Genomic DNA, 15,108 nt, shown 5'->3' with positions numbered 1-15,108 from the left:
GATCACGATTTATATTCAAAAATGTGATCTTGGTTCAGGTAATGATTTCAAAGTATGCGATTGATCCAGAAAATAAGTCATTCATCACAGACGTACGCTATGTTGTTTATTTATTTAGAGTTTTTACTGTATGGCGTTCAACAATTTCAGGGTGCATTTCAAAAATTCGCTTGTCATGCTCTTTATCTTTGATGCGCTCTAACAGGATCTCAAAAGCGTTCTTACCCACGCGGCGCTTGGGCTGGTGGATGGTAGTCAGAGGAGGTGAAAAGTATTCAGCTAGTTCAATATTGTCATATCCAATCACGGACATATCTTCTGGAATGCGGATCCCATTTTGCTGCAATCGGCTCATAAGCCCCAATGCCATAGTATCGTTGAAGCAGAAAACCGCGGTTGGTTTATGATCCCAAGAGGCAATTTTGTCTGCAGCGAGGACGGCGGTATCACATTCGAAGTTACCTTCAAGGATCCAATCCTCGTTGACGGGGAGATTGGCTTCGCTCATTGCGCGTTTAAAGCCTTGAATGCGTTCTTGGCAAGCCGCTTTTTCAAAGTGGCCACTCAAGCAAGCAATGTCACGATGACCATGGTCAATCAGATATTTGGTGGCGAGGTAGCCTCCTTCTTCTGAATTATCAATGATCTTATCAGCCTGAGAACTCTCAGGACCCCAGTCCATGATGACTTTTGGAATATCGGAGTGACGTTCAAGCATTTCTGATAGCTCTTGAGTCAGGTCAGAACACATCACTAAAATGCCGTCTACACGCTTTTCTGCCAGCATACGAATGTAATCGCGTTGCTTTTCGTAGATACCGCCGGTATTACACAAAATCAAAGTATAACCTTGGCGATAACAGTAACTTTCTACACCGTCGATCACTTCAGAAAAGAACAAGTTAGTCGACTGGGTAACTAGCATACCAATCGAGCGGGTCGTATTGCATTTCAAGCTGCGTGCAACGGCACTCGGAGCATAATTAAGCTCCTTGACTGCTTCCATTACCTTCTCTTGTGTTGCTTCCGCAACAAAACGAGTTTTATTAATGACATGAGATACAGTTGTTGTTGACACGCCGGCTAAACGGGCGACATCTTTAATGGTAGCCATAGGGTTTGTCCACTCGAAAGTACTGCTAGATGTTGGGTAAAATAAGTAAGCTGAATGACATGGAATTTATACGGATTATAAATACAAAAAACCGCTCTTAAATTAAGCGGTTCATCACTGTCAAGCTTCTAGTTATAGTCATTTTCGGCGTAGATTCTAGACTGCATTGTTGCTTGAGGCAAACAAAAACCGTGACTAATTCATCTTTCTGACATTTTTCTAAGGTAACGAACCACAGGGTTAATATAGGCGGTTTTTATCAATCTTCAGCATGGTTCGCGCCGATTTTGAGATACATTTCCATAACCTAAAATTTAGACTGGCAGCTACATCACTGATTGCGAAAATTGAGAATCACGGTTTGCTGAAGGTTGAAATTATCGATAAAAAAGCCGAAGCAATAACTTCGGCTGGATACAAGGCGAGCACTACGGCCATTTAAGCGTTGGTGTGCTGCGCCTCGATGGCGGTCTCTTCATAGTCTGAAGCCCAATCTCTCAGGGTTTGCCAAATTTTACCTAAGAGCTCATGCCAAAAAATTTCAGTTTGTTCAATATACTTACCTCGAGGTGTGTAGCGTTCCCAAACTTGAGAGATTTCCTTTTGAGCCAGATAGTTGGTTGGCGCTGGGTAGGGTTCTAAACCAGCGGCATGAAACTCATTCAGAGCTCGCTGCATATGGCTGGCTGACGTGACTAAGACCAAGTTCTTATTACGCACAAATGCAGCCGCTTGGCGCGCTTCTTCCCAGGTATCCTTAGCGGTTTCTAACAAGATAATATCGGATTTTGATACCCCAAGCGCTAAGGCAACTTTGGCCATCATGCGAGCATTACTGACTTCTGACCCACCAGAATATCCCGATAAAATCAGCTTGGCCCCTGGGTACATTCGCAATACCCGAATTCCCTCGGTTAAGCGCATCAATCCCGTCCTACTCAGTTGAGAGGTTGGCGGAATATCATCATCGACCACGTGGCTGCTGCCCAGTACCATCACGTAATCGATGGCATCATCAACCGGGAAAAACGCAGAATGTTGGCGCTCCATCGGCATTAAAAGACGTGAAGAAACGGGTTGGAACGCAATTAAAAAGATACCTATAAACGAAAATAGTACAATCAAACAGCCCGACTTCTGACGTGTGGTGAACATAATCAGCATCAGGCCAATAAAGCCAATGATTAACATTGCTGGTAGTGGCATCAGCAGCGCTGATACAACCTTTTTCAGCTCAAACATACTTAAATAGCCCGAAAAAACATCAGTTGATTATAAAAAAAGACAATGCCTCTTTATTCCTGCGGATCTTGTGACAGAATAGCGACACATTAATTCATGATAACGCAAGCCCAGTGATAGAAGACCGTAATTTCGACGACATTGCCCACAAATTTGCAAAAAACATTTACGGCTCCGATAAAGGAAAAATCCGCCAAGTGATTGTTTGGCAAGATCTTGAGCAGATTCTAGCAGAGTTTGGTGGTGAGGATAAACCACTGCATGTGTTAGATGCCGGGGGCGGATTGGCACAGATGTCGCAAAAGATTGCGCGGCTCGGACATCACGTCACGTTATGTGATCTATCTTCTGAAATGCTTGAACTTGCTAAGCAGGAAATCGAAAAGCAGGCTTTGCTTAAGCAGTATCGCTTTGTTCATTCTCCCATTCAAATGATTGATAAACACCTGAACGAAAAGGTGGATATTGTGATGTTTCATGCGGTGATGGAATGGTTGGCGGATCCGAAATCGGCGTTAGAAGTGGCGCTAAAGCAGCTAAAGCCTGGTGGGATTGCGTCTGTGATGTTTTATAACCAGCATGGTCTGGTGTACAAAAATGTCTCTTGTGGCAATTTGCCCCACATATTAGAAGGCATGCCACACCGTAAGCGGTTCAAGCTACAACCATCGCATGGGTTATACCCGGAAGATGTTTATCAATGGATCTCGAACGCCGGCTTTGATATTCAAGGTAAGTCGGGTATTCGTTGCTTTAATGATTACATTGGTAATGGGCCCAATATGGGCGAATACCAGTTTGACGATGTATTAGCTCTTGAAAAGAAATATTGTCGACAAGAGCCGTACCTCTCATTAGGTCGATACATTCATGTATGGGCTAAGAAAAAAGAACAACAGGAATAATAATGAGTGAGATAACTCAGGACGCTGCTAGCCAGCCAATTGACGAGTTGGTGGGCTGGGTCAAGCAACACGATTTCTCATTAAATCTTACCAACGAACGGTTAGCATTTTTGATCTCTCTTGCGGTGTTAAGCAACGAGCGATACGACGAAGAGTTAGGCGAAGGGGAATTGCACGATGCGTTCACTATCGTTACGCGACTCTTTGAAGATACGGGTGAGCCTTCGGCATTTCGAGCGAACAATGCGATTAATGAATTGGTGAAACAGCGTCTGATTAGCCGCTTTACCAGTGAAATTAACGACGGAGCCAGTATTTATCGTCTCTCACCACTGGCCGTCGGTATTACCGACTACTATGTGCGCCACCGTGAATTTTCTAAACTCAAACTTTCAATCCAGCTCTCGATGGTGGCGGGTGAAATGGCGAAAGCCGTTGAAGCTGCTCAGCAGGGGGGAACGGCTGGCCACTGGAAGAAAAACGTTTACGGCGTGTTACGGTATTCCGTTGGCGAGATTTTCGACCAAATTGACCTCAACCAACGCGTTATGGATGAGCAACAGCAAACGGTGAAAGAGCAAATCGCCGAACTGCTTAACAAAGACTGGCGCGAAGCGATTCATAACTGTGAACAGTTGTTGTCCGAAACCTCCTCCACGTTAAAAGAACTGCAAGACACCTTGCAAGCGGCAGGGGATGAGCTTCAAACCCAGATTTTGGATATTCAAGAACGTGTGCATGGGGACCCCGAACTCGACATCATCGACGAGACCTTATTTGGCTTGCAAATGAAGCTCGACCGCATTACCAGTTGGGGCCAGCAAGCGATTGATTTATGGATTGGCTATGATCGCCACGTGCATAAATTTATTCGAACTGCGATTGATATGGATAAAAATCGTGCGTTTAGTACACGTCTGCGTCAGTCACTTAAAGAGTATTTTGATGCGCCATGGCTGCTTACGTTTGCCGACGCTGAGCGATTGATGGACCTTCGAGATGAAGCGTTAGTCCTTCGTAATGACGAAGTGACGGGACACGTGCCACTCGAAGTCGAATATGAAGAATTTCAACAAGTCAATGATGAGCTCTCTGAGCGAATTGGTGACATGCTCGCGGTACACAAGCAGGACAAAACACCCATTGATTTGGGGTCGGTTCTTCGTGATTACCTGGCCGAGCACCCTCAAACTCATCACTTTGATCTCGCCAGAATTATTGTCGACCAGGCGGTACGCTTAGGGTATTCGGAATCCGATTACCAAGCAATTCAACCGGACTGGACAGCGATCAACGATTTTGGTGCAAAGGTACAAGCAAATGTCATCGACAGATATTAATGAATATATGCCAGAAAAACTGGCAAAAGCGATTTCTAACCCACTGTTCCCAGCGCTTGACAGCTTGTTACGCGCTGGGCGTCATATCTCCAGTGAGGATTTAGATAATCACGCACTGCTTTGCGATTTTGAACCAGAGCTTGCTGCGTTTTATCAACGTTATAATACCGAGCTAGTCAAGGCTGCAGAAGGTTTTTTCTATTTGCGTCCGCGTTCTACATCGCTCATCAACCGCAGCGTTTTGTCAGAGCTCGATATGTTGGTTGGGAAGGTATTATGTTTCCTTTATCTCAGCCCTGAACGCCTCGCTCATGAGGGGATCTTTACCAATCAAGAGTTGTATGACGAGCTGCTGGCGCTAACCGATGAGAAAAAGCTCATGCGCCTGGTGACGCACCGTGCAACAGGGTCGGATCTTGATAAAGAAAAACTATTTGAAAAAGTTCGTACTTCACTACGTCGCTTACGCCGTTTAGGCATGGTCATCAATGTGGGGGAAACGGGAAAATTTTGTATTAGCGAAGCGGTATTTCGTTTTGGCGCCGATGTTCGAGTTGGTGATGATATGCGCGACGCGCAGCTGCGCCTGATTCGAGATGGTGAAGCGGTCGTACATGACGCAGAGCCAAATCAAGGTAACCTACTCGCAGACAGCGAACAAGCTCAACAAAATGAGCTGCAAGACGAAGAACAAAAGGAAAGTGACGCATGATTGAACGAGGTAAATATCAATCGCTGACCATGGTCAACTGGAACGGCTTTTTTGCGCGTACTTTCGATATTGATGATCTGGTGACCACATTATCGGGCGGTAACGGGGCGGGTAAATCCACAACCATGGCGTCGTTTATTACGGCATTGATTCCTGATCAAAGCTTACTGCACTTTCGTAATACCACGGAAGCAGGGAGTAGCCAATCGTCTCGCGATAAAGGCCTGTACGGTAAACTACAGCCTGGCGCCTGTTACGCTGCGCTTGATGTGGTTAACTCGCGTCATCAGCGTTTATTGTTTGCGGTTAAGCTACAGCAAGTCGCTGGACGAGATAAAAAAGTCGACATCAAACCATTCGTAATTCAAGGCTTGCCAAGCCATGTCAAACCAACCGATGTACTTATTGAGTCGGTATCTGATACTCAAGCGCGTGTGCGTCAAATTAACGAAGTGAAAGACGTCGCTCTCACTTACGAAGGCGCGAGCTTTAAAGCGTTCAACTCTGTGGTCGACTACCATACTCAAATGTTTGATTTTGGTGTGCTTCCGAGAAAACTACGCAACAGTAGCGATCGCTCTAAGTTCTATCGCTTAATCGAAGCGTCATTGTATGGCGGTATTTCTAGTGCGATTACGCGCTCATTGCGAGACTACTTACTGCCACAAAATGGTGGGGTGAAAAAAGCATTCCAAGATATGGAATCGGCGCTGCGTGAGAATCGCATGACGCTTGAAGCCATCAAAACGACCCAATCTGATCGCGACTTGTTTAAACATTTGATCACGGAGTCCACCAATTACGTAGCCGCTGACTACATGCGTCACGCGAACGATCGCCGTAATAAACTTGAACAGACGTTATCACTGCGCGGTGAACTGTTCCAGTCACGCGAAACGTTGATTGAAAACAACCAACTGCTCAACCAAGCGCAAGACGCACTCGCGATGTTGGTCGAGCAAGAGGAAGGATTGGAACAAGATTATCAATCGGCGTCCGACCATCTGCAATTGGTTCAAAATGCACTGCGTCAACAGGAGAAAATTGAGCGTTACCAAGAAGACTTGGAAGAGCTTAATGAACGTCTTGAAGAGCAAGCTATGGTGGTCGAGGAAGCACAAGAACGCACCATGATGGCTGAAGAGCAGGCAACGTTAGCCGAAGAAGAAGTCGATAGTCTAAAAAGTCAGTTGGCGGATTATCAGCAAGCATTGGATGTCCAGCAAACCCGAGCATTACAGTATCAACAAGCGGTACAAGCATTAGAGCAGGCTCGCTTACTCTTGGACGACAACCGCTTAACCGCTGAAAGTGCCATGAACTTGGTGAACCAGCTTAAACATCAGCAAAGTGAACGTACCAACGAAGTTCTCGCGCTAAAACACAAATTGGACATGTCGTCTGCCGCCGCGCAACAATTTGAAACGGCGCTGAGCTTAGTTCGCTCCATTGTTGGCGACGTGAGTCGCGCTGGGGCGTCTGCTGCGGGTAAGCAAGCGTTGCAACGCGCTCGTAGTGCCGAGCAATTAGTGCAAAATGAATCACAATGGCGTGCCCAACATCGTGAGTTGGAACGTCAGATTCAGCAACAACAGCAGGTGAAGCAGTGGCGTGATGAGTATCAACAGCACCATCAGATTGCGCTTGATGATGAACTGAGCCTCGAGCAAGAGCGTGAACGACACGCTCATCACATCGAATCGCTTGAACAAGATTATGAGCTGTTGCGCGAACAACGCAGTGAAAAACGTCGTCTTGACCAAGAATACAGCGCAGAGATTGAGCGTTTGCAAGCCGCAGCGCCTAAATGGATCGCCGCGAGCGATGCATTAGATAACCTTAAACAGCAAAGTGGTGAAGCGTTGGCAGACAGTCAGTCTGTGATGCGCCACATGCAAGTGGTTCTGGAAAATGAGCGTCAGCTAACGGGGCAGAAAGAGCAGCTAGCGACTCGTCGAGCTCAACTTGAGCAAGAGATTGAACATCTTGCATCACCCGGTGGGTCGAATGACTCGCGCCTTAAAGGGTTAGCCGATACTCTGGGCGGTGTGTTGCTATCTGAAATTTATGACGACATCACCTTAGAGGATGCGCCTTATTTCAGTGCGATGTATGGGCCTGCACGTCATGCGATTGTGGTATCTGATCTAACGGATATCGAAGATAAGCTTGTCGATTTAGACGATTGCCCAGAGGATCTTTACATCATTGAAGGCGATGTCGATGCCTTTGATGATAGTGCAATGCAAGCCGAAGAGCTCGAACGAGCGGTGTGCGTGCGCCTTAATGATAGGCAAATTCGTTACTCTCGATTCCCGGAAATTCCATTGTTTGGCCGCGCCGCTCGCGAGCAGCGTTTAGAGTTACTGCGTGAACAATTGGAAGAGGTGGTTGAGCAGCACGCAAAAGCCGCTTTTGATTCACAAAAGCTGCAGCGCCTGTACCAAGCATTTAACCAATTTGTCGCGCAGCACATCCATATTGCGTTTGATGCGGACCCAGAACAAGCGATTCAGCAGCGCCGCGACCAGCGAAATCAATTAGCCAGAGCGTTAACTGACTTAGACAATCAAGAGCAGCAGCAACGTGGTCAATTAACCAACAGTAAACAAGCGTTGGTCAAATTGGATAAAATTGCCCCTCATATGTCGCTGCTTGAAGACGAGACGTTAAGTGAACGCTTTGCCGAGCTGGAACATAAATTATCTGAGCTTTCTGAACACAAAGCGTTTTTAAATCAGCACCAAAAAGCGCTCTCTCAGTTAGAACCGGTAGTGTCTGCTTTAGACACAGACCCAGAGCAGTTTGATGCCTTAGAAAGCCAGTACCAGCAAGCTGACCAAGCGTTACAGAATTTGAAAACGCAAATCTTTGCGTTGTCTGATTTGGTGGAACGTCGTCATTACTTTAGCTACGCCGACTCGGTTGATTTACTGAACCAAAGTAGCGAGCTTAGTGAGCAATTGAAAGCCAAATTGGTTGAAGCAGAGCGTAGCCGGACGTCGAGCCGTGAAGCGCTCAAGCAACATCAATCGCAGCTGAGTCAATACCACCAAGTTCTGGCATCACTCAAGAGCTCGCATCAAGCGAAACTTGAGACCGTGCAGGAGTTCAAGCAAGAACTCCAAGAGTATGGTGTGACAGCGGATGAAGGCGCACAAGAGCGTGCAATTCGTCGTCGTGATGAACTTCACGAGCGCTTACACAGCTCACGTTCACGTAAAAGTGAGTATGAACGCACCATCACCGCGACTGAGCTTGAAATGAAGAGTTTGGCGAAACGCCTGAAAAAAATCCAAAAGGATTACGCAGACCTGCGAACTTTTGTGGTGGCGGCCAAAGCCGGTTGGTGTTCGGTGTTGCGCTTAGCGCGTGAGCATGATGTTGAACGCCGACTGCACAAGCGCGAGCTGGCTTATTTGTCTGCGGGTGAATTACGTTCGATGTCGGATAAATCTCTAGGTGCTCTGCGTTTGGCCGTCGCGGATAATGATGATTTACGTGACGCACTGCGTTTATCAGAAGACACGGCGCATCCGGAGCGCAAGGTATTGTTCTACATTGCGGTGTATCAACATCTGCGCGAACGTATTCGCCAAGATATCATCCATACCGATGATCCGGTTGAAGCGATTGAAGAGATGGAAGTGGAGCTGGCACGCTTGACGGAAGAATTGACGCAACGTGAAAACCGTTTGGCAATCAGTTCTGAGTCAGTGGCGAGTATCATCAAGAAGACCATTCAGCGTGAACAAAATCGCATTCGTATGCTTAACCAAGGGCTGTCGAATATTGGATTTGGTCAAGTCAAAGGTGTGCGTTTGAATGTCAAAGTACGTGAAAGCCATGAAACGTTACTTGCGGGGCTTGCCGATCAGCAGTCACAACACAAAGACCTGTTTGAAAGCATGCGTTATACGTTCTCTGAAGCGATGGCCAAGCTGTTCCAGCGCGTTAACCCACATATTGATATGGGGCAGCGTTCACCGCAGGTGCTTGGTGAGGAGTTACTGGATTATCGTAACTACTTGGAGCTCAGTGTTGAAGTGAACCGAGGTTCTGACGGTTGGTTGCAAGCCGAATCTGGCGCGCTTTCGACCGGTGAAGCGATCGGTACTGGTCAGTCAATTCTGTTGATGGTTGTTCAAAGTTGGGAAGAAGAATCTCGCCGTTTGCGCAGTAAAGATATTGTGCCGTGTCGTTTGTTGTTTCTCGATGAAGCCGCGCGTCTTGATGCCAAGTCCATTTCTACCTTGTTTGAGCTGTGTGACCGTTTGGATATGCAATTATTAATTGCTGCGCCAGAAAACATCAGCCCGGAAAAAGGCACAACCTACAAACTCGTACGTAAAGTGTTTAAAGACCATGAACACGTTCACGTCGTTGGTCTCAAAGGGTTTGGCCAAGCACCGAAGCAAGATGCTCTAGAGGCGATAATGGAGCAAGCTTAATCGTTAAAAACGCCCTTTAAGAAGGGCGTTTTTTTGTGCTCGACTCAATACTGGTGAGGGGTCAGTGACGAACACCCACAAAAAAGCCGCGATAGAATTCGCGGCTTTTGATTATGTCTCTGGTTAGAACTGCTTCTTGGCGCCAAATTGCGCGGCGGCGTAGGCAACACGTTCAGCGGGTTTTGGGTATTCGGCTTGGGTGCCCATACTTTCGATATGGTGTAGACGAGGCAGTAAACCTGCGCCATTGGCAATTTGAATCGCGAGCCCTGGGCGAGCGTTGAGTTCAAGGACCATTGGCCCTTCGTCTTTATCCAAGACCATGTCGGTGCCCATATAACCTAATCCAGTCATTTCCCAAGCACTGCAAGCCAAAATCAACAAACGCTCCCAATGCGGCACTTTAAGCGTCGAAAGTGCTTTGCCAGTATCTGGATGGTGGGTAATCGGTTGGTCAAATTGCACGGCACGCACGGCTTGTCCAGTGGCGATATCTAACCCCACACCAACGGCGCCTTGGTGTAAGTTGGCTTTACCGTCAGAGGCGGCAGTAGAACAACGCATCATCGCCATAACTGGGTAACCTTTAAAGACGATAATGCGCACATCAGGCACGCCTTCATAACTGAAACCGTCAAAGCAATCATCAAACTTAATTAAGTTTTCGACAACGGCAACATCGTTTTTACCGCCCAGCGAAAATAACCCTGCCAACGCATTACTAATGTGTCGCTCCACATCACTTGAACTAATGGTGGCACCAGAAGGTTTGGTGTAAACGCCGTCTTTGTGAGAGGTCACCACCAAAATGCCTTTGCCACCACTGCCCTGTGCTGGTTTGATAACAAACCCAGGCCAACCTTTGACCATGTCATGGATACGCTTCACCTCAGCTTGATTGGCGATAACGCCAATCAATTTCGGTACGGTGCAGCCCGCTTCCTGAGCGATGATCTTGGTTTTCAGTTTGTCATCAACCAGTGGGTACTTCGAGCGATCGTTATAGCGACCAATGTAGCTATGATTGCGCTTGTTCATTCCCATGATGCCTTTGTGATGCAGGCGACTAGGGGTTGTGTACTGAGAGAGGGAAAACATTGTTAGTCCTCCTCAGCCAATGGCTTAAAGCGTCGTAGCTCGGTTAAACGATAACCAGTATAAGTACCCAGTAGCAAAATACCTGCGAGTACAATCAGCTGTAAGCCTATAAAGTTAAAGGTCAGATGCTGGATGTAGCTGCTGGTCATCGCGAGGTACACCAAGATCGCGGTAAGTAAGGAACCGCCACCTTGCATAACCACTTCCTTCGCGCCTTCTTCTTCCCACAGAATCGACATACGCTCGATGGTCCATGACAAGATGATCATTGGGAAGAAGGTAATGGAGAGGCCTTCAGTTAACCCAATCTTATAAGCGACGACCGTAAATACTGAGATGATCAAAATCACTGTAATGATCACCGCCGATATTCGCGCGACCAAGAGTAGGTTAAGTCGCGAGAGGTAACTTCGTATGATGAGGCCTGTCCCGACAATCAGCAGGAATCCGATAATACCGGTCATTAATTGGGTTTGAACGAAAGCCACCGCAATCAATACGGGCATAAAGGTACCGGATGTTTTTAAGCCGATGATGACTCGCAGGAACACCACAATCAGAGCGCCAATTGGAATCAGCATGATGGTTTTAAACATCGCTTGCTCTTCAAGCGGCAGGCTATGAATCGAGAAGTTCAATAGTCCGTCGGCAGAAATTTTATCACTGGTTGCTTGGCGTGGAGTCACTTCCTGAGAAATCATCGAGAAATGAACTTGGCTGTTTTGGCCACCAATCAAATCAAGCAGGGAGACGTTGGACTGATCCCAAACCAAAATATTAGGATTGATTTGTTGTTCCACTGACTCTGGATTAAACAGTTCCCAACGTTCGCCATCCCAGACTTGGTTCATCAACTGAAGGACTTGTCGACGGCGACCATCTTCAAGTTCAATCACGCCAACGACTTTGCTCGGAATGTCTGCGTAGGCGAGAATCTTATCGACAGCGTCGACTTTCGTCATGTTGTTAAGCAGCAATGCCGAGTTCTGGTTGTCTTGATCGTTCAACGCTTTAATCAACTCACGCGCTAGCGTCGGATCATCTGCGGAGCGTTGGCTAGCTTGATCAATTAGAGCAATTACCGCGGCTTCAACTGGGCCCTCAAATGTCGGTTTGACGATCTCTTGGCTTGGCGGTTTGATAGAAACTTTGGCCTGGGGGTCGACCAAAAACTGCGCTTTGTAGTAAATGATCTGCGGCCCTTTGGCGTTACGAACTGTCCACTCAGCTCGGCGACCCACATCGGTATTGACATAAGCGATGCCGTAGCCAGACGAGGATGAAGATTCATTAATTAAGGTAAACCCTTCTTGGGTTTGTGGTGCAGCCAATGAGGCTTTGACGGGTTTATCTTGGGCGGTAAACTCTATGCGAGCTTCGATATCCCAAACTTGGCGAGTTTCGCCAGGAGTCCATGGCACAGCATAAGTTTGGTGTCTGAATACGCTGAGGGCGATACCAGCCACCACAAGCAATAGGACTGATATATAAAAGGGGACCTTTGACGTCATAATAAGCCTTTATTGTTGTTCTGTCTTATCGGTTTTTTCGGTGTGAATGTATTTTTGACTCACGTCTACGACGGCGATATCACGAATAAATTCTCGTCCAAGCAATACAGGATGACTCATTTGAGAGCGATCCGCCAAAGTGAACTGTGCTTTCTCGTGGATTTTCCCAACTTTAACCCAAAGCTCGATCACCGGGCGGCGTTCCACTTCTGAGCTACTTGCTTGACGAATTCGCACGAAGCGAACCACGGGGGCTTCAATCCAGTTTTGTTCTGCTTCTTTGTTATCAATATCAGTGAGATGGAAACGTACCCAAGTCTTGCTATTGCGCTCGAATTCTTCGATATCAGATGCATCTAAAGACGAAGTTGCAGCACCGGTATCGACTCGCGCATCAAAAGTTTGCTGAATGGCATCGATGGTCACTCGCTCAATGGCACCGAGAACCACTTCATTAGAAGGGATAGAGGCGATAGGTTCGGGGGAAGCATCAGGGGTTTCGTCAGCTCTAGATTCATCTTGACGAAGATGACTTAGGGTTTTTGTACCAAAATGCTCAACTTGCTCATTGAGTTGGTCGATTTCGTACTCAAGACTCTCGATATATTCGGATTGATTACTGATTTTAAGCTCCAGCCTATCAACCTGACGAGATAGGTTGGTTTCAACTGACTTGATGGCGGATAATGACTCTTGATGATACTGCTCAGTTTTCGTTGATACGCAACCTGAAAGCAGGGCGACAGCGAGAACGGGCGTCAATTGTTTAAACATCGAAAACCTTAGTGATGAACGTAGATGGTTTCAAAATTAGAAGTTTACTTATATCCCTTAGCTGCCACAACTTATTCATTTGGAACGTGAATCAAAGTTTGGCTAGCCCAAAATGAGGATGTATAAATACATCCCCAATTTGTATTAGCTTAGCCTACCTGAATAGTCAAAAAGTGCGTTAATTTTCTGTCAATTATGGTTTGCGCGCGATAAGAGTTGCGCGGCGAGGAGCAGGGTAGCCTTCGACCGTTTTACTCGGGTCGTTCGGGTCAAGGTAGTCAGGCAGTGAATTGTGGGTCATCCATGAGGTGGTGCGTTGCTCGTGAACTGACGTAACATTTTCGTCAACAATGCGTACATCGTCAAAGCCGCATTGCTCGAGCCACACTTTCAGTGCGCGTGCCGAAGGGAAGAAAAATACATTGCGCATTTGAGCGTAGCGGTCGGTTGGCACCAGAACGGCGGTTTCATCGCCGTCAATTACCAGCGTTTCTAAGACCAATTCACCGCCAGAAACCAACTGATTTTTTAACTGAATCAAGTGGTCGAGCGGAGAACGTCGATGGTAAAGCACTCCCATGCTAAATACCGTATCAAACGCTTCCAGTTGCGGTAGTTGCTCAATGCCTAAAGGCAACAAATGCACACGTTGGTCATCACCCATTAGCTTACGAATGGCTTCGAACTGCACCAAAAAAAGGTGTGATGGGTCAATACCGACACACAGCCGTGCTTGTTCGCCGAGCATGCGCCACATGTGATAGCCGTTTCCACAGCCAACATCGAGCACAGTACGATTTTTCAGCGGGCTGATATGTGGTAAGAGTCGCTCCCATTTCCAGTCGCTGCGCCACTCGGTATCGATATGGATATCATGAACCGTATAGGGGCCTTTGCGCCATGGATGGAAAGTACGCAGCAAGTTTTCCAGCTTTTTCTTTTCACCCTCTGCCAGCGGTTGTTCGTGGCTTAAGGACACCGAGTCTTTGAGGTCGATGTGTTGGGCCGCCCCTTCAGGGATTTTTTTAAGCGCACGCAACCAGCGTTCAAAATCGCCATGTGGGGTATTTTGCCAGTCAGTAAGTTGCTGTGGCAGCGTATTAAGCCAGGATTGTAAACGCGGCTCTTGCGCGATCAGCTGATAAAAATTGCCAAAGTTAAACATCAAATCATTACCTAATTAAAAACAACTACTCACGCCATTACTTAATCGCGAACATTGAACCAAAGTTGAAACACTGGAACCAGACTTCATTACTTGAGAAACCTATTTGCTCAAAACGCTGCTTATGGTCGGCAATGCTATCTGGACGTAGTACGTTTTCGATGGCGTTACGCTTTTGACTGATTTCGAGTTCGCTGTAACCATTCGCGCGTTTAAAGTCATGATGAAGGTCAATCAGAAGTTCGTTGGCGGCCGCGTTTTCAAACACGTACTTCTCCGAGAGAATCAGAATGCCACCAGGGCGTAATCCAGCGTGGATTTTTGAAAGCAGCGCATAGCGATCGTCGGGAGAAAGAAATTGCAGGGTGAAATTGAGGACGACGACAGAGGCGTCTTGAATGTCCACATCGCGAATATCCGCTTCCAACACCTCGACAGGGGTATCAGAACGGTAAGCATTGATGTGAAGTTTGCAGCGTTCGACCATGGCTGATGAGTTATCGACAGCGATAATTTTGCAGCCGTCTTTGTCAATATGTCTGCGCATCGATAGCGTTGCTGCCCCTAATGAACAGCCGAGGTCATAAACATTAGTATTGGGTTTGGCAAAACGCTCTGCCAACATACCAATCGCTGAAATGATATTGCTGTACCCTGGTACTGAGCGTTGGATCATATCCGGAAAAACTTCGGCGACTCGTTCGTCGAAAGTGAAGTCACCAATTTTATCAATCGGTGCAGAAAAGATAGCGTCTTTATTGCTCATGATGTCTCTCACAGGGCGTAAACTTGATAC

General features: G+C 47.0%; 11 protein-coding genes. 4 read left to right on the top strand and 7 right to left on the bottom strand.

What is annotated here, in order from left to right:
* Positions 1–106: 106 nt before the first annotated feature.
* Together purR and elyC are read right to left on the bottom strand one after the other, a co-directional pair.
* Positions 107–1,114 (bottom strand): HTH-type transcriptional repressor PurR, encoded by a 1,008-nt coding sequence (gene purR / locus M1D72_RS16555; protein ID WP_390189318.1) that lies wholly within the window; start codon positions 1,112–1,114, stop codon positions 107–109.
* 438 nt (positions 1,115–1,552) lie between these two features.
* On the bottom strand, positions 1,553–2,356 hold the full coding sequence (gene elyC, locus M1D72_RS16550; RefSeq protein WP_390189320.1) for an envelope biogenesis factor ElyC: 804 nt from the start codon (positions 2,354–2,356) through the stop codon (positions 1,553–1,555).
* Between the two features lie 113 nt (positions 2,357–2,469).
* On the opposite strand from elyC, the gene cmoM reads away from it, so the two are divergent.
* The 4 genes from cmoM to mukB are packed head-to-tail and all read left to right on the top strand — an operon-like array spanning position 2,470 to position 9,764.
* Positions 2,470–3,261, top strand: coding sequence for a tRNA uridine 5-oxyacetic acid(34) methyltransferase CmoM (cmoM, locus tag M1D72_RS16545; protein WP_456295911.1), 792 nt, complete (start codon positions 2,470–2,472; stop codon positions 3,259–3,261).
* Positions 3,262–3,263: 2 nt separating this feature from the next.
* Complete coding sequence (gene mukF / locus M1D72_RS16540) at positions 3,264–4,601, top strand: chromosome partition protein MukF (RefSeq protein WP_456295910.1); 1,338 nt, start codon at positions 3,264–3,266, stop codon at positions 4,599–4,601.
* Positions 4,582–5,313 (top strand): chromosome partition protein MukE, encoded by a 732-nt coding sequence (mukE, locus tag M1D72_RS16535; protein ID WP_456295909.1) that lies wholly within the window; start codon positions 4,582–4,584, stop codon positions 5,311–5,313. Before mukF ends, mukE begins: the two co-directional genes overlap by 20 nt.
* Complete coding sequence (mukB, locus tag M1D72_RS16530; protein ID WP_456295908.1) at positions 5,310–9,764, top strand: chromosome partition protein MukB; 4,455 nt, start codon at positions 5,310–5,312, stop codon at positions 9,762–9,764. Before mukE ends, mukB begins: the two co-directional genes overlap by 4 nt.
* A gap of 123 nt (positions 9,765–9,887) precedes the next feature.
* On the opposite strand, the gene M1D72_RS16525 is transcribed toward mukB, so the two are convergent.
* From M1D72_RS16525 to cmoA, 5 genes are all read right to left on the bottom strand, one after another.
* On the bottom strand, positions 9,888–10,862 hold the full coding sequence (locus M1D72_RS16525) for an alpha-L-glutamate ligase-like protein (RefSeq protein WP_390189327.1): 975 nt from the start codon (positions 10,860–10,862) through the stop codon (positions 9,888–9,890).
* A gap of 2 nt (positions 10,863–10,864) precedes the next feature.
* Entirely contained in the window at positions 10,865–12,373 is a 1,509-nt protein-coding gene (locus tag M1D72_RS16520; RefSeq protein ID WP_390189328.1) for an inactive transglutaminase family protein, read from the bottom strand.
* A 9-nt stretch (positions 12,374–12,382) separates the two neighbouring features.
* On the bottom strand, positions 12,383–13,147 hold the full coding sequence (locus tag M1D72_RS16515; RefSeq protein WP_456295907.1) for an ATP-dependent zinc protease family protein: 765 nt from the start codon (positions 13,145–13,147) through the stop codon (positions 12,383–12,385).
* A 193-nt stretch (positions 13,148–13,340) separates the two neighbouring features.
* A complete protein-coding gene (cmoB, locus tag M1D72_RS16510) occupies positions 13,341–14,312 on the bottom strand; it encodes a tRNA 5-methoxyuridine(34)/uridine 5-oxyacetic acid(34) synthase CmoB (protein WP_456295906.1) in 972 nt (323 codons plus the stop codon).
* A gap of 37 nt (positions 14,313–14,349) precedes the next feature.
* Entirely contained in the window at positions 14,350–15,078 is a 729-nt protein-coding gene (gene cmoA / locus M1D72_RS16505; protein WP_456295905.1) for a carboxy-S-adenosyl-L-methionine synthase CmoA, read from the bottom strand.
* Positions 15,079–15,108 lie beyond the last annotated feature (30 nt).

It is taken from the genome of Vibrio sp. AK197 (genome assembly GCF_053903115.1).
Note: the sequence above shows the minus strand (reverse complement) of the source record. Positions and strands in the feature narration are given on the sequence as shown.